Here is a 22070-nt window from a genome sequence, read left to right as displayed (position 1 = left end):
CCGATGTCTGAACTCAAGGTCGTCCTCTGCTGGCACATGCATCAGCCCCAGTACCGCGATGCCATCAGCGGCGACTACCTGTTGCCGTGGACCTACCTGCACGGGATCAAGGACTATTGCGACATGGCCACCATTCTCGCGGAAGTGCCGGAGGCCAGGGCCGTATTCAATTTCACACCAGTTCTGCTGGACCAACTGGAAGATTACGCCCACAACCTACGTCAACACCTGACCATCGGCGCCCGGCTGCGGGACCCGCTACTGGCAAGCCTGGCGGCCCCTGAGCCGGGAGACGGCACGACCAACCGCCAGCTCGAGCTGATCCGGCAATGCCTGAACGCCAACGAGACCCACCAGATTGACCGGTTCCCAAGCTATCGTTCACTGGTCCACGCCGGTCGTTTCCTGCTGCAACACCGGGACATACTGCGGTATGTGGAACACAGTTTTTTCAGTGACCTGGTGACCTGGTATCACCTGGTCTGGCTGGGGGAAACCGTTCGTAAGTCCAACCCCCGGGTCAAGAAACTGATCGACCAGGGGCAGGGCTACAATCACCAGGACAGGCTCGACCTGCTGGGGGTCATCGGCGATTTGTTGCAGGACATCATCCCCGCTTATCGCCGGCTGGCTGAACATGGCCAGGCTGAACTGGCGATGTCACCTTACGCCCACCCCCTGCTTCCTGCATTTACCGATAGGGCCGACAGCCCACTAGCCAGTCTTTACAATGGCAATGGCGAACGGGCCCGCTGGCATCTGGCTCGCGGACGGGAAAGGTTCCAGCACCATTTCCACGGCAAGCCGGTGGGCTGCTGGCCACCGGAAGGTGGTATCAGCCTGCCGACTGTCCACCTGCTGGATGAGTACGGGTTCAGTTGGTGTGCCAGCAGCGATGTGGTTCTGCATCAAAGCCTGCCTGACCACGCCAATCCACAAGCAATCTACCGACCCGAACACGGCCAGCTGTGCTGTTTCTTCCGCAATACCGAGCTGTCCGACCTGATCGGCTTTGAGTACGCCCGTTGGCGCTCCCATCTGGCAGTGAGGGACCTGGTGCACCGACTGGAGCGGATCTACAGTCACCTACCGGAAGACGCCATCGCCATCGTAACTATCTTGATGGACGGCGAGAATGCCTGGGAGCATTACGCGGAGAATGGATACAGCTTCCTTCACGGCCTGTATCAGGCCCTATCCGCCCACCACCACATTGACCTCACCACCTTTGCCGACGCCCTGGACAGCAGCGTCCCCATCCACCCATTGGCTCAGCTGACCCCGGGTAGCTGGGTATATGGCAATTTCGACAAATGGCACAACAACGAAGCCAAGCGTCATGCCTGGCAGTTGCTGGAATCCGCCAGATGCGCCGTGTCCGGCGTACTGCCAGACCTGGATAGTGACTGTCAGCAAAAGGTGCTGGAACAGCTGGCGGTGTGTGAGGGTTCCGACTGGTTCTGGTGGCCGGGTGAAGACAGCAGTTTGCCGGTACTGCAGTTCGATGCGCTGTTCCGCCACCACCTGTCCAGCCTTTACCATCTGGCGGGCCTCTCGCCGCCCCTGGAGCTGGAGCAACCACTGACAGAATCACCAACGGGTTCAGGGGATGCCCAGGTCATGATTCGTCAGACGCCCCCCAAGCGGTGACCACAATGAACCAGTGCGATCGTCAACGGCGCGCCGGTGTCCTGCTGCACCTGACCTCACTTCCCCATTACCCGGAAAATGGCGCCTTTTGCCACAATGCCTTCCAATTTATCGAATTCCTGGCTGCGGCCGGGTTCAAGTATTGGCAGGTGCTGCCAATGGGACCGGTCAACCTGGGATCCTCGCCCTATGAAAGTCTGTCGGCCCACGCCGGCAACCATCGCTTCATCAGTCTCAAGCCCCTGACAAACAAGGGTTGGCTGCCATTCCCCTCAACCACGGTGATGAATGAACAGGAGCAGCGCCTCCACCTTAACCAGGCGTGGCAGGGCTTCCAGCGCCAAGGGTCCAGCAACGATCACCAGGCCTTTGCTGACTTTATCGCCGAACAGAGGCACTGGTTGGAGGACTATGCCCTGTTCATGGCCTTGCGCCAGGCTCAGGACAACCGGCCCTGGACACAATGGCCGGATGACCTGCGTGACCGCAGATCCATACCTTTGCAGAAGGCCCGAGATCGCCTGCGGGAGGAAATCGGGCAGATACGCTTTGAGCAGTTCTGTTTCTTCTGCCAGTGGCAGGCGGTCCTCGATTACGCCCACAGTTTTGGCATCAGGCTGTTCGGCGACCTGCCGCTCTATGTCAGCCACGATTCGGCTGATGTCTGGAGCCACCGGGAGTTGTTCATGCTGGAAGCCAACGGAGAGGTGCGTTGTGTCAGCGGGGTTCCGCCAGATGACTTCAGCCCAACCGGCCAACGTTGGGGCCACCCACTTTTTCACTGGCCGACGATGGAGGCCCGCGGCTTCCAGTGGTGGATTGAACGGATGCAGACACAGCTCAAGCTCTACGACCTGGTACGCCTGGATCACTTCCGGGGTCTGGCGGCCTGCTGGAGCATTCCCGCCCATTGCCAGAATGCAACCGGGGGCCACTGGGCTTCCGTGCCCGGTGCCCGACTGCTCCGGGCACTGGAAGAGCATTTTGGCCCACTGCCGGTAGTGGCCGAGGACCTGGGGATTATTACCGAGGAGGTCACCAGGCTACGGGAACAGTTCCACCTGCCGGGCATGAAGGTCCTGCAGTTTGCCTTCAACGACGGCCCCACCAATCCACACCTGCCCCACAATCACCGGCAGCAGGACGTGGTGTACACGGGCACCCATGACAACGACACCAGCCTCGGCTGGTTCACGTCGCTGCCTGCGGACCCGAAAAAACGGATAAGGACCTATCTCGGCAAGTCGCGGGAACCCATGCCCTTGCCGCTCGTGCGGGCGGCGCTCGCTTCGGTGGCCTGGCTGGCCGTGATCCCCATGCAGGACCTCCTGTCACTGGGTAACGAGGCACGGATGAACCGGCCGGGAACCACCAGAAGGAACTGGATGTGGCAATTGAAGGATGGCCAGCTCAGCCAGGAACTGGCCCTACAGTACTACCAGCTATTGAAACAGTATGGACGCGCCCCGAACCCTAACCATGAAGTTCATGATGTCCTGACACACCCCGGACGACCAGAATAGGTTTATAAAAAGAATTGTCACAGAAACTGTAACATTCTAGAAACACCTGACAATTAGAACTCTATTTCTTATATAAAAAAGAACTCTAATATTAAAACAATCTCACCAGAAATTGATGCGCATCAACTAAGTGGAACTAGGCTCCATCAACAAATAATAAATTAAACATATATGTTTGACAATCATCTCAAAACATCTGCCCAACACACTGATTTATATAAAATAACCGAGACTTAAACCCTCCCTTTTTTATTATTGAAATCCACAAGTAATGGCTCAACAATCACTACTCCTAATGGTTAGAAACGCTCCCAATAACAGATAGCACCTAATTTAAATATTGGCAGGCTATAGTTCCTTGAAAGGTTAAGACAAATGGCAAGAAATTTTCGGAAACAGCGACCTCAAAACAGGTAGTAGGACACATAGGCTCAAAACGAGCAGGAGCCAAAAGGATTATGGGACAGAGTCAGCCCTTTCAAACCGAGCAATCCCAATTTAACCTTGGCCATGCACGGCCTGTCATACCGGTAACGGTCGACAACAGCATCACCCCGGCAGACAGCTATTGCCAATATTGCCGCGCCAGGAGCTACTGCCTCCCGGCAGAGTGCCACAATAACCGCCCCCATCACGAACTGGATCATCTGATCCAACGCCGACGGGTCTTGCATGAACACCATTACCTGTTCCGCCAGCATGACAAGGCGGATTTCCTGATGGTGCTCTCGTCCGGCGTCTGCAAGAGTTACTTTGTCGACAGCAAATCCAGGGAGCATGTGTGCGGTTTCTTTTACCCCGGCGACCTGATCGGCATCGAAGCCCTGTATAGCAGCAGCTACCAATCCAATGTGGTGATGCTGGAAACCGGATCAACCTGCTACATCCCGATTGCCCAGATCCGGCAGGCACTGACCACATCGCCGGAACTGCAGCAGCAGGTCATCAAGATGCTAAGCCAACAGTTAAGCCATGAGTATGTCGCTGCAGGAAGTTTCAGTGCGGAAGAGCGTGTAGTGCAGTTCCTGCTGGAGCTGTCACAGAAACAGAAGCGGCTGGGGTATTCCGATTGCCAACTGCGGCTGTTCATGAGCCGGAACGATATCGCCAACTACCTGGGCATGCGCTCCGAAACCGTAAGCCGGGTACTGACCCGCCTGGGCAAGCAACACCTGATCAGTGTAAGTCGGGACCTGGTCACGCTATGTGACATCCGCCAACTGCATCACCTCTCAGCCATTAACTAATCGAACAGGTACCTATATAAGCCCAGCATCCAAGCTAGCAGCCACGTACAGCCCCAGATCCCGGCATTGCTCCTCGAATTCGGGGCTGTACTCCCCGCGGCAGATTAGTGGCTCCTGCACCAGTTTCCAACGCAGGCCAGTGGTGATGCTTTCGATAGCGCGGTTGGTGCCGGTGCCATCGTGGCCGGCGCGGATGTAGTAGGCGAACGGCAGGCCTTGGGTCAGTTCCAGGCAGGGGTAGTAGCTGCGGTCGAAAAAGTCTTTGAGGGCGCCGCTCATGTATCCGAGGTTTTCGGTGGTACCCAGGATGATGGCGTCGCAGGCGAGGATGTCATCGGGGCCAGCTTCCAGCGGCGCTTTGACCACTACTTCGACGGCCTCGATGTCTTCATGGCAGGCACCGTCCTTAACGGCGTCGCGCAATCGGAGGGTATTCGGGGAAGGCGCATGGGCGACGATTAGCAGCTTTTTTGTTTCAGCCATAGTTCAAACCTTCCCATATGCCTTCTCTGACTCCTAGCCAACCTTGACCAAGGAGCCTGATCGGCACAAAACCTTCCCTTCCGGGAAACGCTACAAGCACATCCATGTGCGCTTGATCTCCGGCCATCCATGGCCTCCGACATTCCCAGAAGGGAAGGTTCTGCGCCGCTCTCCGGATTCAGTGCATGAGAGCCAGAAATTTGAAGAGCCTGAAAGGCTAAACCTTAAAGCAGCTCACCATTGGCTTCCGCCGGCTCTTCAGCGGCTGCCGCTTCTTTCTTGGAAACCGGCTTCGGCATCAGCTTGTCACGTACCTTGGCTTCGATTTCGTGGGCGATTTCCAGGTTTTCTTCCAGGTACTTGCAGGCATTGGCCTTGCCCTGGCCAATCTTGTCGCCGTTGTAGGCGTACCAGGCACCGGACTTGTCCACGAAACCTTCCTTCACACCCATGTCCAGCACTTCGGCCATGTGGTAGATACCCTTGCCGTACATGATCTGGAACTCGGCCTGTTTGAACGGCGGGGATACCTTGTTCTTGACGACTTTGACGCGGGTTTCGTTGCCGACGACTTCGTCGCCGTCTTTAACGGCGCCGATGCGGCGAATGTCGAGACGTACAGAAGAGTAGAATTTCAGGGCGTTACCACCGGTGGTGGTCTCCGGCGAGCCGAACATGACGCCGATCTTCATGCGGATCTGGTTGATGAACACCAACAGGCAGCTGGCGTGCTTGACGTTACCGGTCAGCTTACGCAGGGCCTGGGACATCAGGCGGGCCTGCAGGCCAACGTGGCTGTCGCCCATTTCGCCTTCGATTTCCGCTTTAGGAGTGAGGGCCGCGACGGAGTCGACGATGATGACGTCCACCGCATTGGAGCGCACCAGCATATCGGCGATTTCCAGAGCCTGCTCACCGGTGTCCGGCTGGGAAACCAGCAACTCATCCACATTCACACCCAGCTTTTCAGCATACACAGGATCCAGGGCGTGCTCGGCGTCGACGAAGGCGCAGGTTTTGCCTTGCTTCTGGGCTTCCGCAATCACCTGCAGGGTCAGTGTGGTTTTACCGGAGCTTTCCGGACCGTAGATTTCGACAATCCGACCGTAGGGCAGACCACCAATGCCGAGGGCAACATCCAGCCCGAGGGAACCGGTGGAAACCGCAGGGATGGCTTCACGGGGCTGATCGCCCATTTTCATGACGGCGCCTTTGCCGAACTGACGTTCGATCTGGCCCAGTGCTGCGCTCAATGCTTTTTTGCGGTTGTCTTCCATCGGTGCGAAACCCTCATTCCTGTATATTTGAACAGTATTAAAACATAACCCGTCGGCGAGACCAACCCCTGTTTTCAGGCTGACTCGACAAATGCCGTAACACCCTGAAGTGCATACAAAACGGCCTGTCTCCGGACGGCATCGCGGTCGCCCGGGAAACATTCCAACCTGGCCACGGTATCGTCCGGGCTGCTGCCCCAGGCAAACCAGACCGTACCCACGGGTTTGTCCTCGCTGCCACCACCCGGGCCTGCAACACCACTGATTGCCACCGCCACGCTGGCACCGGTGGCCACCAGGGCACCAGCGACCATTTCCCGCACCACCGGCTCGCTTACGGCGCCATATTCGTCCAGGGATTTTCCGGTGACGCCAAGCAGCCCTCTTTTGGCGTCGTTGCTGTAGGTCACCAGGCCGGCCTCTACATAGGCAGACGAGCCGGCCCGGTCAGTCAGTACCTTGGCGACCCAACCGCCTGTGCAGCTTTCGGCGGTAGCTATGGTGCGGCCCTGCCGGATCAGATGGTCCCCCAACCGGTTTGCGGCACACTCAAGTTGATCATCGGTCACAGACATAATCCTTTTCCTCGTTTCATCCGGGACGTTATTTTCTTACAATCCCCGACTCTGTTTAAAGCCAATGACCCGGACGCCTTCATGTCAGTAGCTCAGACCGACCTATCCCAGCACACGCCAATGATGAGGCAGTACCTCAAAATCAAGGGCGAACACCCGAATGAACTGGTGTTCTACCGCATGGGAGACTTTTACGAGCTGTTCTACGATGACGCCAAAAAGGCGGCGGAGCTGATGGACATCACCCTCACCGCCCGCGGTCAGTCCGGTGGCAGCCCGATTCCCATGGCCGGGATTCCTTACCATTCTGCTGAAGGATACATTGCACGGCTGGTGCGGGCAGGTCAATCCATCGCCATTTGCGAACAGATCGGTGATCCGGCAACGAGCAAGGGGCCGGTGGAACGACAGGTGGTCCGCATCGTCACCCCCGGCACCCTGAGTGACGACGCCTTCCTGGAAGACCGTCGGGACAACCTGCTGGTGGCGATATACAGCCACCGTGAACAGTTCGGCTTTGCCTCCCTCGACATTTCCAGCGGTCGTTTTGCAGTGTCTGAGCTGGAAAACCTGGAAGCCCTGCAGGGGGAGCTCCAGCGCCTGCGCCCGGCGGAAATCCTGATCAGTGAGGATTTTCCCTACCAGGAGCTGCTCGAAGGCTTCACCGGCATTCGCAGGCAGGGCCCCTGGCTGTTCGAGTCCGACACCGCCCGCCGGGTTATTACCCAGCAACTCCAGGTGCGGGACCTGACCGGCTTTGGCTGCGAAGACCTGACACTGGCGATCTGTGCCGCCGGCTGCCTGCTGCAATACGCCCGGGAAACCCAGCGTACCGCCCTGCCCCATATTCGCAAGCTGACCCGCGAGCGCCGCGAGGAAGCCGTCATCCTGGATGCCACCAGTCGTCGCAACCTGGAAATCGACACCAACCTGATGGGCGGCCACCAGCACACCCTGGCCTGGGTGATGGACAAAACCGCCACCTCCATGGGTGGCCGCGAGCTGCGCCGCTGGCTCAACCGGCCGCTGCGGGATGTGGACGTGGTTCAACAACGCCAGCAGGCGGTCTCCGCCCTTCTGGACGGCTTTCATTACGAGCCGGTTCATGACCTGCTGAAAACCGTGGGAGATATTGAACGTGTACTTGCCCGAGTGGCCCTGCGGTCGGCCAGACCCCGGGATCTCGCCCGGCTGAGGGACGCCTTTCAGGCGCTGCCGGACCTGCAGGAAGCATTAAAACCGGTCAACTCCCACCACGTCGTCAAACTGGCGTCCATCATTGGGGAATACCCGGAACTGGCGGATCTGCTAGAACGGTCCATCATCGACAATCCGCCCGTGGTGATCCGGGACGGCGGCGTAATCCGCGAAGGCTTTGACGAAGAACTGGACGAACTGCGCAACATCAGCGAGAACGCCGGTCAGTACCTGCTGGATGTAGAGACCCGGGAGAAAGAACGTACCGGCATCTCCACCCTGAAAGTCGGCTATAATCGGGTTCACGGCTACTACATCGAGATCAGCCGCGCCCAGTCCGATCAGGCACCGGTGGACTATATCCGTCGCCAGACCCTGAAGAACGCCGAGCGTTTTATCACCCCGGAACTGAAAGAGTTCGAAGACAAGGCCCTGAGCGCCAAGAGTCGCGCCCTGGCCCGGGAGAAATCCCTCTACGACGAGGTACTGGAAACCGTCGCCGCGGAACTGGCGCCCTTGCAGGACGCCGCCCAGGCCCTGGCCGAGCTCGACGTGCTGAGCAACTTTGCCGAGCGTGCCACCAGCCTGCGCTTCTGCGCGCCGGAATTCAGCGAGATGCCGGGCTTTGATATCGAGGAAGGCCGCCATCCGGTGGTGGAGCAACTGCTCAGCGAGCCCTATGTTCCCAACGACCTGCTGATGGATACCCAGCGGCGCATGCTGGTGATTACCGGTCCGAACATGGGCGGTAAGTCCACCTACATGCGCCAGGCAGCACTGATTGCCCTGCTGGCCTACACCGGCAGTTTTGTACCCGCCAACCGGGCGGTGATCGGCCCCGTGGACCGCATTTTCACCCGCATGGGCTCCTCCGACGACATCGCCGGCGGGCGTTCCACCTTCATGGTGGAAATGACCGAAACCGCCAACATTCTCCACAATGCCACCGAATACAGTCTGGTACTGATGGACGAAGTGGGCCGCGGCACCAGCACCTTCGACGGTCTGTCCCTGGCCTGGGCCACAGCCGAACACCTGGCAAAGGAAACCCGCTGCTACACGCTGTTCGCGACACATTATTTCGAGCTGACGCAACTGGCCGAAGAGCTGCGGCACGCGGTCAACGTGCACTTGACCGCCACCGAACACGATGACAGCATTGTATTCCTCCACAACGTACACGATGGCCCCGCCAGCCAGAGCTACGGCCTGCAAGTAGCCAAGCTCGCCGGTGTGCCCCAGGATGTCATCCGCAATGCCCGGGCCCAACTGGCCCATCTGGAAGGCAATAGCACGCCGGTGAACCCGGTGGCACCGGCGCCGCAAACGACCAGTGAACCGCAGGTGAACGAAGCCGTCTGGCAGGGAGATATGTTCGCCAGCCTGGAGCCAAGCGCGGTGGAGGAAGCCCTGAAATCGCTCGATGTGGACGACCTGACGCCCCGGGAAGCACTCAACCGGCTGTACGAATTAAAAGAACTGATGGAGAAATAGACAGCAAAACCGGCCGGATTGATCTATGTAATAAGTTTATAGCGGCCTGATGCTTGCGGGAGCCGGGGCCGCTCCCTACAATATCGCGCACTTCATATTATAAACTGATGAGACTGACCACTGGACCAGGAATCAAACTATGGCCTTTATCGTTACTGATAACTGTATCAAGTGTAAATACACCGACTGCGTAGAGGTGTGTCCGGTTGACTGCTTTTACGAAGGCCCGAACTTTCTGGTGATCGACCCGGACGAGTGTATTGACTGCGCCCTGTGCGAACCGGAATGCCCCGCTGAGGCGATTTTCTCCGAAGATGAACTGCCCGCTGATCAGGTCCAGTTTGTTGAGCTCAACGCTGATCTGGCTGCCAAATGGCCGAACATCACCGAGAAGAAAGATCCGCTTCCGGACGCCGAAGAGTGGGATGGCAAGCCCAACAAGCTCCAGTATCTGGAGAAGTAATGCCTGCGCGTCCCGTGACGTGAATCCAGAAAAGGGAAGCCTCGGCTTCCCTTTTCTTTGCCCATTCAGCACCCCCGCCCATCAATTTGCTGCCAGCTTTGCCCCCATGGCAACAAAGAACCCACCGGTCAGTGCATTCAGCGCCCGCTTTAGCCGGATACTCGCCCCCAGACCCCTGAAGCTGACAACAACCCACGCCAGCCCACATTGCCAGAACATCGCCAGCAGGAAATGCACCCCGGCCAGGATCAGTGACTGCTGGAACGCATTACCGGTGGGATCAACAAACTGTGGCAACAGTGCCATGTAGAACAGCGCGGTTTTGGGGTTGAGCACGTTGGATAACAGGCCTTCCCGGAAGGATACCCGCTGGGAAACGGCCTGCCTGACCACAGAGGATTCGGTGGCTCGGGGCTGATCTTCTCCCCTTATCGCCTGTCTTAGCGAGCCAATACCCAGCCACACCAGGTAGCAGGCACCCGCCCACTTGAGCGCGGAGAACGCCCAGGCAGTTTCCACCAGGAGAAGGGATATGCCCAAAGCGGACAATGTGGCGTGGATGAAGAGACCACTGCATATACCGGCGCTGGTCACGCAGCCATCTTTCAGACCACCCCGGCCGGTGTTGCGCATGACCAACAGTGTATCGACGCCGGGTGTCACAGTCAGCAGTGTTATGGCAACCAGGTAGGCCCAGAACAGTTCCGAAAACACAATCGCCCCCACACAAACGCTGGAGGCTCCTGCGATCACGCCTCCTGCTGGAGAATTTTTCGCGCCGCAGCGGATTTGTAGAACGGTGACAGGCGGCGGCGAACCAGGGCCTCAACATAACCCTCTTCCCGCAAAACGTCCACAACCGGCAGTATAAAGCCATCGATCTCCGCCATAATGACGTCCCTGGTAACGCCAACGTCGTTCAGCAGGTCGGTAATGGGCCGGTCACCGTATTTGGAGAAAAGGTGCGACACCACTGCCCTGACACACCCCTCAAAGTACGGCGTTTGGCGGAATTGCAACCAGAACTCGTACCCCATGACCACGAATTCCTGCAACTGGATGTCACCCAGCCCTTCGTGCAAATCCTCAATGGTACGATCTTCCACGGCGACCCAGGCCGCCATCACACTGTCCCTCAACTCGGCATCCGTCAGGGCGCGATGCAGGAACTGTTCGCTGCGGCTGATCAACCCGGGCAGGCTGTCGGAGAGCCAGGCCTTGATGCGCCGCTCGAAGGTCTCATCCAGGCCAGGCACGGCCCGGTTGGCCATGCGCTTGCCGAACTTCATCACCGAGCCCACCCCCGGGACAGACTTGGTAATCAGGTTGTCTTCGTAGAGGTAGTTCACCAGGCCGTGATAGACCACATTGGACACCAGTTCCTGATAGACCGGGTGGGCCATGATCTCGCTGATGATCCGTTCACGCTGCTGGCGTAACTCCAGTGCCTCTTCCAGAAAACCGGTGGCCTGCTCGCGGGTAAAGATCTCTCCCAGGGTCGTGTCTGCCTGCACGGAGGCATTCAGCACTTCCGTGGCCATTTCCGCAGCCATTTCAGGAAGTCCGTCACCCAGTTCCATATTCACGACAATACGCTGAATCACCCCCATCACCTGCTCTTCCGAGGTAATCCGGCCCAGGGTAACTTCACCGGCATAGCTCAACAGCTCATCGACTTCATTCTCGACAAACTTACGCAGCTTCGTGCCTTTCAGTGCCGCCATTTCGTATTTTACATGCTGCTCAAGCAGCTCATTGGCGAGATCCGTGTTGCCTTTTGTCATGGTGTCAGCTGTCCTGTTTCTGGAATGAGATCCGATGCCCAGAGGCTAACACGAAGAACGACGGGAAAGGTTTGCCAAAATTACCGATAAGCAGGTGCGGCCGGGTCAGTTACCCACGGCCGCACAGAGGAAGGGTTATTACTGGAAATCCCTGAAATGATGGGGCTCCGCCGCCAGGCACAGGCAGAGACTGCCGGGCCCGACATAGATGCTGCTGGTGATCCCCATTTGGGAGAGCAGCAGTTCCACTCCGTTACGTTCACAGGCGTCCCGGAGATTGTTCAGGCCGGGAAGGTCCTCAATCTCGGTCCAGGTCAACCCGCAGGACAGGCTTACATAGGGCGTTAACAAGCCCGCCTCGACCCTGGCAGCGGCGTAGTTCATCACCTTCTCAACGGCGACGTTGAAATCCCGCGTTTTTGCCACCGGCTCGCCAATGGCACCCTGACCAAAGATAACCGGCGTGATATTCAGCGCCTTACCCAGAAAGGCCACCAGGGCAGACACACTCTTGTCTCCCCGACGACGGGCACGCTCACGGATGTAGTGCAGATCCCGGGGAATAACACAGGTGTATATCTTGTCCGTAAAGCTGTCCACCTGATGACGCAAAGCATTTTTCGACAGATTCTGTCCGATCAACCGAACCGTATGCGCTGCCAGTAACCCCTGCCCTGCAAATATCTGCTTGCTGTCAATGACACGCATGGAAAACCGGCCTTCCCGTCCGGCGGCCTTCCGGGGTTCATGGTAATGGGCCATCACGCTGTTCATTGCTTCTGAAGCGTTCTGATAAATCAGGCTTCGTGTTCTGGTAACTGTTTCACAGATTGCCAGGTCGTACTGTGTGACTATCTTTTCCATGAACAGATCGTGGATCTGCTCGGGACTGAATGCCTGTGTTTCAGCATGATGGCCGCGTTGCAACAAACCACTTTGATAAAATTCCTGGGTAGTCACAGGATCGTGTTTATCGACGTAGGTCTGGCCGTCGATCACGGCGGTGACGGGAAGTACAAACAGATCGTGCTTGCGACTGAATTCAAAGGGCAAGTCGCACGCAGAATCCACGATTAATCCAACTCGCATCGGTGCCTCCAAATGCGGGATATTCCTGAAGCGGAATTCCCTTTTTATTGTCGTTGTTTTTGGCAGTGGCCAGCCTTACACGAAGTGATCACTGTTTCAGCAATCCCCGGTTACGACTCTCGCGCCACGTTTTCCAACTCCCGCAGATTGTCCTCCAGAAGTGAACGGTTATCCTGCTGCCAGGGGTGAAATCCCTTGCGGAAATAGGCCAGGAAATCCGGCAGGCATTGGCGCAGTACCCCCGGCTTCCCCCAGAGAAAATTCAGACCGCCGATCCAGGTCCTCAGACTCCAGAGTTTGCCGTCAGTTTTCAACAGGCTGCAGGTATTGATAAAGGTGTACTTGAAGAAATTCCAGGTCACGAACAGGAAGACAATGCGTCGCAGCCGTTCATTACCAATGCAATGACGATAGACATCAAAGGCAACGGATTTGTGTTCGGTTTCCTCAATGGCGTGCCAACGCCACAGGGCCCTCATGGTCGGGGTTGCCCCGTCCATCCATTCAGGATGGCTGAGAATCGCATTGGCCAAAACAGCTGTGTAATGCTCAGCGCCACAGGTGCCTGCGAGCTGACGGCTTGGGGGAAGGCGGGCCACCCACTCCATATGCTTGCGGAATCGCCGGTCCAGCCCCTCAATATCATAGCCACGAGCTTTCAGGGCCTCGTTATAGCTCTTGTGTTCACGGCTGTGTAACGCTTCCTGACCGATAAATCCGCGAATCTCTTTCGCCAGCTTGGGATCATCAACTCTGTCCCGGTAATGGCGTACGGCATTGATGAATTGCTGCTCACCGTCCGGAAACTGCAGGGATAAGGCGTTGAAAAACGCGGTACGAAAGGCGTCGTTACCGTGCCACAGGGTCTTGAGATCCTCGGCGACATCAAACCGCAAGTGCCGGGGGGCGACCCTTACGTCGTCAGGCGTAGAGCTGATGGTCATGCTTGCCTCCGGTTTTTATGATTATGAGATGGCGGACGAAAAACAATCAGCCACATCAGTTTAAACCTGAAAAGCAAAGGGAAGGAAGTCGAAGACAGGCGAAATCAGACAAATTGTCACGAAATGACATTCAGTCAAAAAAAGGGGTATGGCTATGCCAATACCCCGAAGGACACACAGGGGTTGGACCGCCTCCGGTGCAGAGGCCGGAGGCGACCGGTTTAGTGCTCTTCCGCGACTTTCGCGCCCGGTGCTTCCGGGTCCGCGGTGAAACCAAGCAATTTGGTGCGTTCAATCAGCAAATAGAGAATTGCGCCGGTAGCCAGCCCCCACCCCGCGCCATAGACCGCCAGCACGACACCCATGGTGCCGGCAATACCTCGCTCGGTGTTGTTCTCCAACTGCTCCAGACCCACCATCAGGCAGATGTAGCCAGTCAACAGCAGGGTCAGCGACAACGCGATGGGCAATACCGGCTGGAAAAAGCTCACCAGCGGCAATATGAACAACGCAATGAAACCGGTAATCCAGAAGGTGCCGCCGCCGCTGTAGATGGAATCCATGGCGTTACGGCCATACTTGTAGCGCTCCGCCATGGTGGCGGTGACCGCTGTCCAGATCGGACCGGCCAGGCCAGGGTAAGGTGCAAAGAAAGCGTGACCACCGTTGCGGATGGCGGTCACCAGGTGAACCCGGTCGATGCTGTTGTCGATGTTTTCGTCCTTGCGCAGGTGATCCACCCGATTCATCAGCGACTGGCCCACCACGATGTCGCCAAAGGCGATGACGTAGGCAATCACAGCCGTCGGCACGGCGTACATGAACACCTCGGCATCCGGGAAACCAACCGCAAACGGCAGGTAGTTCCACAACTCGTCAAAGGCCGGTTTGGTAATGCCCCACTCGACATTCGGCACCGCGTACTCGCCAGTGGCAAAACCCACCAGAATGGCAACCACCATCCCCGGCACCATGCCGTAGTTGGCGATCTTGCGGGCAAGGTTGCTGGTATCCACGAAGCCCTTGAAAGACACGGAAAACATCAGATACAGGCACACCAGACCACCCACAATCAGCGAGATCGGGGTTTCCGCCAGCCGTCCGCCGGCTTCGATCTCGCCCATCAGCGCGGCGATACCGGCGCCAATGATAATGCCGCCTTTCATCGACCGGGGAATCAGCTCCACCAGCTTGCTACCGAGGCGGGTAACCCCCGGCACCAGGAAGATGATGAACACCAGGAACTGCAGTGCGAACAGCGCCTGAATCGCCTCGGGACCCGGTTCGTAGTCACCGAGGAACAGCAAGACCACCGGAATGCCCGGGGTAATCCAGCCCGGCACCAGCGGCACGCCAAGCAACGCCGGTAACATGAAACCGATACCGCAGATGACCACATAGGCCAGCGCCACGTCGTACGGCACACCCAGGTATTTCTCCAGCAGTGGAATCATCGCCAGGCTGACCACGAACATGATCAGCGCCTGGACCATCTCCGCAAATTCCCAGCGGTAATGGACGAACGGCAGACGAATCTTGAAAGGTCCTGCAGGCCAGTACGGTTGCTCTTCCCCGTTGTTTCGATGAAAAATTTGCATAATAAGGCCTCCGGGTGCATGCCAATGCATGCACCTGATGTTGTTTTTGTGAGGGTTAATTAGAGGCGGCGAGCGCCAGTCAGCGAGGCTGGGTTATTCCAGCTCTTTTGCCTGGTCACGCAGCACAAACTTCTGGATCTTGCCGGTGGATGTCTTCGGCAACTCCGAGAACACCACCGTCTTGGGCACCTTGAAGCGGGCCAGGTGCTCGCGACAGAAGCTGATGATGTCCTCCTCGCTGACATCGCCGGCTTCCGGCTTGAGGGTGATGAAGGCACAGGGCGTCTCGCCCCACTTCTCGTCGGGGCGGGCAACCACCGCGGCTTCAAGCACGGCCGGGTGACGATAGAGGGTATCCTCCACTTCGATGGTGGAGATGTTCTCGCCACCGGAGATGATGATGTCTTTCAGGCGATCCTTGATTTCCATGTAGCCGTCTTCGTGCCACACCGCCAGATCCCCGGTATGGAACCAGCCGCCACGGAAGGATTCCTCGGTGGCTTTCGGGTTCTTCAGGTAGCCCTTCATCACGGTATTGCCGCGCAGGAAGATCTCGCCGATGGTCTTGCCGTCTTTGGGCACCGGTTCCATGGTGTTGGGATCACCCACCATGGTGCCGGCCAGGGTGTGGTAACGAACGCCCTGGCGTGCCTTCTTCCTGGCGCGCTCGTGCAGCGGCAAAGAATCCCATTCGGATTTCCATGCGCAGACGGTGACCGGGCCATACACTTCGGTCAGGCCGTAGACGTGGGTTACCGCAATGCCCATTTCCTCAATGGCGCCGATCACCTGCGCCGGGGGCGCGGCGCCGGCAGTCATCGACTTCACCTCATGATCGATACCGGTCTTGGCGGACTCGGGCACGTTCAGCAACGCATTCAGTACAATCGGCGCACCACACATGTGGGTCACCTGGTGATCGCGGATCAGTTGCAGGATCTTTTCCGGGTCCACCCGGCGCAGGCACACATGGGTACCGGCCATGGCGGTAATGGTCCAGGGGAAACACCAGCCGTTGCAGTGGAACATCGGCAGGGTCCAGAGATACACCGGGTGCATATCCATGGACCACACGGCCTGATTGCCCAGGGCGTTGATATACGCACCACGGTGGTGATACACCACCCCTTTCGGGTTGCCGGTAGTGCCGGAAGTGTAGTTCAGCGAAATCGCATCCCACTCGTTTTCCGGAAACTGCCACGCGTAATTCGGATCCCCTTCCTGCAGGAAGGCCTCGTAATCCAGGTCACTGACCTGGGTGCCTTCTCCGTATTCCGGGTCATCAACGTCAATCACCAGTGGCTTGGTGTCCAGGCGGCTGACGGCATCTCGGATTACCTCACCGAATTCGCGATCGGCGATCACCACTTTCGCCTCGCCGTGGCCCAGCATGAAGGCAATGGCTTCCGCATCGAGGCGAACGTTGAGGGTATTGAGTACCGCCCCGATCATCGGCACGCCGAAATGGCACTCCACCATGGCGGGAATATTGGGCAGCATCACCGCCACGGTATCACCACGGCCGATGCCACGACCGGCCAAAGCCGAGGCAAGACGGCGACTGCGATCGTAGGTCTGCTGCCAGGTATAGCGCAGCGCCCCGTGAATCACCGCCGGGTATTCCGGGTACACAGTCGCCGTGCGTTCGATAAAATCAACAGGAGACTGAACAGCGTAGTTGGCATCAACGGGTGCGAGACCCTGGTCAAAAATCGAGGTCATGATTGTGGTCCTCTGTGAGCTGCATTGTTCTTATGGTGTATTCAGGGAGTACGCTATAACAGCTATACTTCAATATAGACGGAATGGTATTTGATAGGGAATATACTATAAATTATACCAACGTATTATAGTGTAAATACTATACAAACATCAGATTATGAGACGTTATCCCCTTGACCAAGCTTAGCCCACTTCAGGATCTTGACCCGGAAGCCACCCTGATTCTGGATGGTGCCGCACAGGTGAAAAGTAAAAACCGCGCAGCCGCAAAGCTGTGTCAGCGCTGCCATCATAATGAGGCAGCGGCCCTGTTACCGGTAAACACCCGGGCCTTGATCAAGGCTTGTCTGGACCAGCAGCGGGCCATTGAGTCCGTTGAAAGCCGGGTATCGGACTGCATCCTGTTATGGACCTTCATACCCGTACCTGACACCGGTGAGGTGATTGCACGCGGGCGGAATGCCACCGAAGAGATCCTGGCGCGGGACGAAGCAGCCCGCGCCAGCCGTCTGTATCGGCTGATCACCGAAAACACCACGGACCTGATCTCCCGCCACGCCCCCGACGGACGCTTCATTGATGCCACCCCGGCCTCCTGGCGCTTGCTGGGCTATTGGCCCGAGGAACTTCGCGGCAAACCACTGGAAGATATCTTTCGGGGAGCCGGGGTGAGCCAGCAACTGGACGAAACCCGGCAAAAGTTACGGGATGACGGATACGCCACCATGACCCTGAATATCACCCACCGGGATGGCAGCAAACGCTGGTTCGAGATTGCCAGCCGTGCCATTCGCGAAACCTACACCGGCGCGGTGATCGAGGTTGTCAGCGTGTCACGGGACATTACCGCGCGGGTGGAGTCCGAGGAAAATAACCGGCGGCTGGCCGACGAACTGGCCCACACCGCACGACTGGCGACCCTTGGCGAACTGGCCTCCGGCATTGCTCATGAGATGAACCAGCCACTGGCCACCATTGTGAACTTTGCCAGCGCCAGCCAGCGCTACCTGAAACAGGCACGTAACAACCCCGATTGTCTGGACCGTGTGGACGATGGCCTGCAACGCATCACTCACCATGCCAACCGGGCGTCGGAAGTGATCAAGCGACTGCGCGCCTTCCTGCGCAAGGGCCAGAAACGTACCGCTCCCATTGCGGTTAATGACGTCATCACCAATGTGGTGCGACTGTGTCAGTGGGATGCAGATAAACACAGCGTCACCATCCACGAACAGCTGGCCAATCCCGGGCCGGTCATAACCGCCGACCCGGTGTTATTGGAGCAGGTGCTGATCAACCTGATTCGCAACGGTATCGACGCCAACGCCGAAACCGGAAAGGAAGGTTCCTCCCGGATCACCATCTCCACCACAGTCACCGAGGATCAGGAAACGCTGATCCAGGTGACCGATCAGGGGCCGGGGCTGGACGAAGAAGGGTTGCGACAGATGTTCACGCCGTTTTACACCAACAAGCCCCAGGGCCTGGGACTGGGCCTGTCCATGAGCCGCTCCATTATCGAAGGGTTCGGCGGCTTCCTGGATGCGGCCAGGGCCGAGCATGGCGGGCTGACCCTGACCTGCCGGTTTCCGCCCGCGACCTCCTCACGCCACAAACCTGTCCAGATAACGGAGACACCCCCACATGACTGATTCAGCCACCACCGTCTACGTGGTCGATGACGATGCCGGCATGCTTGAATCCACCCAGTGGCTATTGGAGTCCGTTGGTCTCAACGTCCGGGCGTACGCAGACGGCCGTCAGTTCCTGGAGGCGCTGACAGAAGACACGACCAGCGGATGCGTGATCCTCGACGTGCGAATGCCCGGCCTGGGCGGACTGAATGTGCAGGAAGAATTACAGAAACGCGGCTCCCGCCTCCCGATTATCTTTGTCTCCGGGCATGCGGATGTCCCAATAGTTGTGAGGGCATTCAAGTCAGGCGCCTTCGACTTCATCGAAAAACCGTTCAATGAACAGTTGCTGCTGGATAGCGTGCAGCAGGCGCTGCAGGAACACCAGCAACCCGAGCCACAGCCACCGGGAAACGAAGACACCGAGGCACTGATTGCCACCCTCACCCGGCGGGAACGGGACGTGTTCCTACCATTGGCCCAGGGCTATACCAGCCGCGAGATCGCCGACATGCTGGATGTCAGTGTCAAGACCATCGACCTGTATCGCTCCCGGGTCATGAAACGCCTGGGTGCGGAACGGATGCCGGATGTTACCGGCATCGCCATTGCCGCCGGACTGATGGACCCGCTGGATCTGCGCAAATCAGCGGTTGAGTGACTGTTCCGCCAGCTCTCCCAACCTGCGCACCGCACCCTCGATACGCTCGCTCCAGGGGTTGGCACTGTTCAACCTCAGGCAGTTGTTGTACTTGTCGGCGGTGGAAAATATCAGTCCCGGGGCGACATTGATATTCTCTTCCCGGGCCCGACGATAAACGTCGGTGCCGGTGTTCTTACCCGGCAACTGGGCCCAGATCACAAACCCGCCCTGGGGCCGGCTGACGGCGGTACCTTCCGGGAACCAGCGGGCCACCGCTGTTCTCATACGCTCGGTTGCCTGTCGATAGTTCTGCCTGGCCGAACGCAGGTAACGATCATAACCACCCTGCTCCAGAAAATGAGCCACCGCCAGTTGCGGGATGCTGGACGTCGCCAGGTTGACAAAGTACTTGTGTTGCCGGGCCTCAGCCATGTAACGCCCGGGCACCATCCACCCCAGGCGGAGCCCCGGGGAAATGGTTTTCGAGAAAGAGCTGCAGTAAATCACATTGCCGGTCCGGTCAAAGGCCTTGGCCGGTCGCGGGCGCTCACCGCCATGGAACAGGTCGCCATAGATGTCGTCCTCTATCAGTGGCACCCGTGCATCTTCCAGCATGGTCACCAACTGGCGCTTGCGCTCGTCGGGCATGCACGCACCCATAGGGTTACTGTGATTCGCCACCACGACGCAGGCCTTGACCGGCCACTGCTCCAACGCCACCTGCAAGCCTTCCAGGCTCAGCCCGTCGGAGGGGTGCGTGGGCACTTCAATGACCCGCAGACCCACCACTTCCAGCGCATGAAGAATGCCGGGGAAAGAAGGCGATTCCACCACCACGATATCCCCGGGCACGGTGACCGCCCGGAGGGCCAGAATAATGGCTTCCTGGGCACCGTTGGTGGCGAGGATATCGTCCGCAGTGACCGGCACCCCGAGTGTGGCCATGCGTTGGGCCAACTGGCGCCGGTAGGATTCCTTGCCGGGAAAGGCGTAATCCAGGTATTCCAGGCCCCGCCGGCCAGCCCAGAGAATGGACTGCTGAATTTGCCGCACCGGCAGAAAGTCCGGGTGTGGTACCGCGGCGGCCAACGGCACCATGCGCTTTTGCTCATCGACACACAATTCCAGGGCCATGTCCCGAGCACTGACCGGGACGGGTCTTGCCCTGTATCGCTGCATGATCGGCTCCGGCGCATCTTTTACCGGCAACCGCACAAAGTAGCCACTGCGTTCACGGGCCTCCAGATACCCCCTGCCCTCCAGTGTCTGGTGCGCCTGCAGAATCGTCGAAATACTTACGCCAAACTGCCGGCTTAACACCCGAACACCAGGCAGGCGTTCACCTTCGCGATAGACACCATCGCGAATCAGGGCCTGAAGCTGATCTGCCACCTGATTATAGAGAATACCCATAGCGTTATCCTGCCAAACTGAGGAACCCACGGGCAGTACAGATGGCCCGGATTATGACCAGTACAGATACTTTCACAACCCATCTGTACCGGTTCAAAAACAGATTATCTGAATCTGTTATGGAAGTCAGCCAGGAAAGACAATGGAACCATCGCCACTGGAAGAAGGAATTTCACCATGTACGCACAGACCAGGGCCCAGCCCAATACTGTCACGACACCGACACGCAGTAGCAGGAAAGACCTGCTGGCACTGAACCACGCACCGGCCATGCCTGTTTCGCTGAAGGGCTTGCGGGCAACCCTGCAATGGCTGGACGATCTCGGATTTCGGGTAAACCGTGAACAATGGGATCACTGGGTGGTCACCCACACCCACCCATTGCCTGAACTGCATTTTTACAGTGAAATCGAGCTTGAACGGTTTGCCACCGGAAAAGCCCACCACTACGCTAAACGAATTCTAATGGAGACAAACCAATGAGTTATCCGATTTATCAGGTCGACGCCTTTACCAGCACACTGTTCGGCGGCAACCCCGCCGCCGTCATGCCACTGAAGAGCTGGCTTGATGACGAGACGCTACAAGCCCTCGCCCTGGAGAACCACCTGTCGGAAACGGCCTATTTCGTAGCCGAGGAAGACGACCCGGACGTGGACTTTCACATTCGCTGGTTCACGCCGGGCGCCGAAGTGCCCCTGTGCGGCCATGCCACACTCGCCAGCGCCTGGATCATTTTCAACAAGCTGGGCTGGGAGAAAGACACGATCCACTTCCGCTCCAAAAGCGGCATCCTCGGCGTCCGCCAGACGGATGACGGCTGGCTGACCCTGGATTTCCCGCGCCTGGACTGGCAGGAGCAGCCCACGCCGGAACTCATCAAACAGGCTCTGCCTGACGCTCCCGCTACCGCGCTGTTCGTGCCCAATGACACCAACTACCTGGTCGTCCTGGCGTCGGAACAGGCGGTGCTTGATGCCAAACCGGACCTGCGGCTGCTGAAGCAACTGGGCAACCAGGGCCTGATCGTCACCGCCCGTGGCGAGGACTGCGATTTCGTCAGTCGCTATTTTGCGCCGGGCGTGGGCATTGAGGAGGACCCGGTAACTGGCTCCATTCACAGCGTACTGGTGCCCTACTGGGCAGAACAGCTGGGGGGCACAACGTTCGAAGCCCGACAACTGTCCGCGCGCGGCGGCGAATTGCGCTGCGAACTGAAAGGCGACCGGGTAGACATCTCCGGCCAGGCCGCGTTCTACATGGAAGGTCAGGTTTACCTCTGACCGGGCGCTTCAGGAACACACTGCCATACCCGGCAGACGTCGCCGACACCA

General features: G+C 58.1%; 19 protein-coding genes. 9 read left to right on the top strand and 10 right to left on the bottom strand.

Annotation, left to right across the window (positions count from 1 at the left end; genetic code table 11):
* Positions 1 to 3 precede the first annotated feature (3 nt).
* The 3 genes from EHN06_RS07030 to EHN06_RS07020 all read left to right on the top strand — a co-directional run bounded on the left by EHN06_RS07030 (position 4) and on the right by EHN06_RS07020 (position 4420).
* Positions 4 to 1650: a glycoside hydrolase family 57 protein gene (locus tag EHN06_RS07030; protein ID WP_127331457.1), complete on the top strand. Its 1647-nt coding sequence runs from the start codon at positions 4 to 6 to the stop codon at positions 1648 to 1650.
* Between the two features lie 5 nt (positions 1651 to 1655).
* A complete protein-coding gene (gene malQ, locus EHN06_RS07025) occupies positions 1656 to 3173 on the top strand; it encodes a 4-alpha-glucanotransferase (RefSeq protein WP_127331455.1) in 1518 nt (505 codons plus the stop codon).
* A gap of 458 nt (positions 3174 to 3631) precedes the next feature.
* Positions 3632 to 4420, top strand: a complete 789-nt coding sequence (locus EHN06_RS07020) for a Crp/Fnr family transcriptional regulator (protein WP_127331453.1) — start codon at positions 3632 to 3634, stop codon at positions 4418 to 4420.
* Between the two features lie 12 nt (positions 4421 to 4432).
* Here EHN06_RS07020 and EHN06_RS07015 read toward each other — a convergent pair whose 3' ends face one another.
* From EHN06_RS07015 to pncC, 3 genes are all read right to left on the bottom strand, one after another.
* Entirely contained in the window at positions 4433 to 4903 is a 471-nt protein-coding gene (locus tag EHN06_RS07015; protein WP_127331451.1) for a flavodoxin family protein, read from the bottom strand.
* A gap of 224 nt (positions 4904 to 5127) precedes the next feature.
* Positions 5128 to 6180: a recombinase RecA gene (recA, locus tag EHN06_RS07010; RefSeq protein ID WP_127331449.1), complete on the bottom strand. Its 1053-nt coding sequence runs from the start codon at positions 6178 to 6180 to the stop codon at positions 5128 to 5130.
* A 74-nt stretch (positions 6181 to 6254) separates the two neighbouring features.
* Positions 6255 to 6755, bottom strand: a complete 501-nt coding sequence (gene pncC, locus EHN06_RS07005; RefSeq protein WP_127331447.1) for a nicotinamide-nucleotide amidase — start codon at positions 6753 to 6755, stop codon at positions 6255 to 6257.
* A gap of 81 nt (positions 6756 to 6836) precedes the next feature.
* On the opposite strand from pncC, the gene mutS reads away from it, so the two are divergent.
* Both mutS and fdxA read left to right on the top strand, forming a co-directional pair.
* Positions 6837 to 9446, top strand: a complete 2610-nt coding sequence (gene mutS, locus EHN06_RS07000; RefSeq protein WP_127331445.1) for a DNA mismatch repair protein MutS — start codon at positions 6837 to 6839, stop codon at positions 9444 to 9446.
* A gap of 139 nt (positions 9447 to 9585) precedes the next feature.
* Positions 9586 to 9909 (top strand): ferredoxin FdxA, encoded by a 324-nt coding sequence (gene fdxA, locus EHN06_RS06995; RefSeq protein WP_008170541.1) that lies wholly within the window; start codon positions 9586 to 9588, stop codon positions 9907 to 9909.
* 81 nt (positions 9910 to 9990) lie between these two features.
* Here the strand turns inward: fdxA and EHN06_RS06990 are convergent, their stop codons facing one another.
* The 6 genes from EHN06_RS06990 to EHN06_RS06965 form a co-directional block, all read right to left on the bottom strand.
* Complete coding sequence (locus EHN06_RS06990; RefSeq protein WP_228257425.1) at positions 9991 to 10662, bottom strand: LysE family translocator; 672 nt, start codon at positions 10660 to 10662, stop codon at positions 9991 to 9993.
* Positions 10659 to 11693 carry a hypothetical protein gene (locus EHN06_RS06985; RefSeq protein ID WP_127331443.1) on the bottom strand — a complete coding sequence of 345 codons (1035 nt, stop codon included), beginning with the start codon at positions 11691 to 11693 and terminating at the stop codon, positions 10659 to 10661. Before EHN06_RS06985 ends, EHN06_RS06990 begins: the two co-directional genes overlap by 4 nt.
* Positions 11694 to 11831: 138 nt before the next feature.
* Positions 11832 to 12764, bottom strand: a complete 933-nt coding sequence (locus EHN06_RS06980; RefSeq protein ID WP_265936917.1) for a DegV family protein — start codon at positions 12762 to 12764, stop codon at positions 11832 to 11834.
* Positions 12765 to 12892: 128 nt separating this feature from the next.
* Positions 12893 to 13726 carry a metal-dependent hydrolase gene (locus EHN06_RS06975; protein WP_127331439.1) on the bottom strand — a complete coding sequence of 278 codons (834 nt, stop codon included), beginning with the start codon at positions 13724 to 13726 and terminating at the stop codon, positions 12893 to 12895.
* Positions 13727 to 13947: 221 nt separating this feature from the next.
* Entirely contained in the window at positions 13948 to 15324 is a 1377-nt protein-coding gene (locus tag EHN06_RS06970; protein WP_127331437.1) for a solute carrier family 23 protein, read from the bottom strand.
* Positions 15325 to 15417: 93 nt separating this feature from the next.
* Positions 15418 to 17046 carry an acyl-CoA synthetase gene (locus EHN06_RS06965; protein WP_127331435.1) on the bottom strand — a complete coding sequence of 543 codons (1629 nt, stop codon included), beginning with the start codon at positions 17044 to 17046 and terminating at the stop codon, positions 15418 to 15420.
* Between the two features lie 173 nt (positions 17047 to 17219).
* Here EHN06_RS06965 and EHN06_RS06960 point away from each other — a divergent pair, with 173 nt between their 5' ends.
* Together EHN06_RS06960 and EHN06_RS06955 are read left to right on the top strand one after the other, a co-directional pair.
* Positions 17220 to 18698: a sensor histidine kinase gene (locus EHN06_RS06960; protein ID WP_228257424.1), complete on the top strand. Its 1479-nt coding sequence runs from the start codon at positions 17220 to 17222 to the stop codon at positions 18696 to 18698.
* Positions 18691 to 19341 (top strand): response regulator transcription factor, encoded by a 651-nt coding sequence (locus EHN06_RS06955; RefSeq protein WP_127331431.1) that lies wholly within the window; start codon positions 18691 to 18693, stop codon positions 19339 to 19341. The genes EHN06_RS06960 and EHN06_RS06955 overlap by 8 nt, the downstream gene beginning before the upstream one ends.
* Here EHN06_RS06955 and EHN06_RS06950 read toward each other — a convergent pair.
* Positions 19327 to 20736 carry a PLP-dependent aminotransferase family protein gene (locus EHN06_RS06950; RefSeq protein ID WP_127331429.1) on the bottom strand — a complete coding sequence of 470 codons (1410 nt, stop codon included), beginning with the start codon at positions 20734 to 20736 and terminating at the stop codon, positions 19327 to 19329. The two genes, EHN06_RS06955 and EHN06_RS06950, sit on opposite strands and share 15 nt — an antisense overlap.
* A gap of 177 nt (positions 20737 to 20913) precedes the next feature.
* On the opposite strand from EHN06_RS06950, the gene EHN06_RS06945 reads away from it, so the two are divergent.
* Complete coding sequence (locus EHN06_RS06945; RefSeq protein ID WP_127331427.1) at positions 20914 to 21219, top strand: hypothetical protein; 306 nt, start codon at positions 20914 to 20916, stop codon at positions 21217 to 21219.
* Entirely contained in the window at positions 21216 to 22019 is an 804-nt protein-coding gene (locus EHN06_RS06940) for a PhzF family phenazine biosynthesis protein (protein ID WP_127331425.1), read from the top strand. The genes EHN06_RS06945 and EHN06_RS06940 overlap by 4 nt, the downstream gene beginning before the upstream one ends.
* Positions 22020 to 22070 lie beyond the last annotated feature (51 nt).

Origin of the sequence: Marinobacter sp. NP-4(2019) (assembly GCF_003994855.1) — a bacterium.
GTDB lineage: Bacteria > Pseudomonadota > Gammaproteobacteria > Pseudomonadales > Oleiphilaceae > Marinobacter.
Note: the sequence above shows the minus strand (reverse complement) of the source record. Positions and strands in the feature narration are given on the sequence as shown.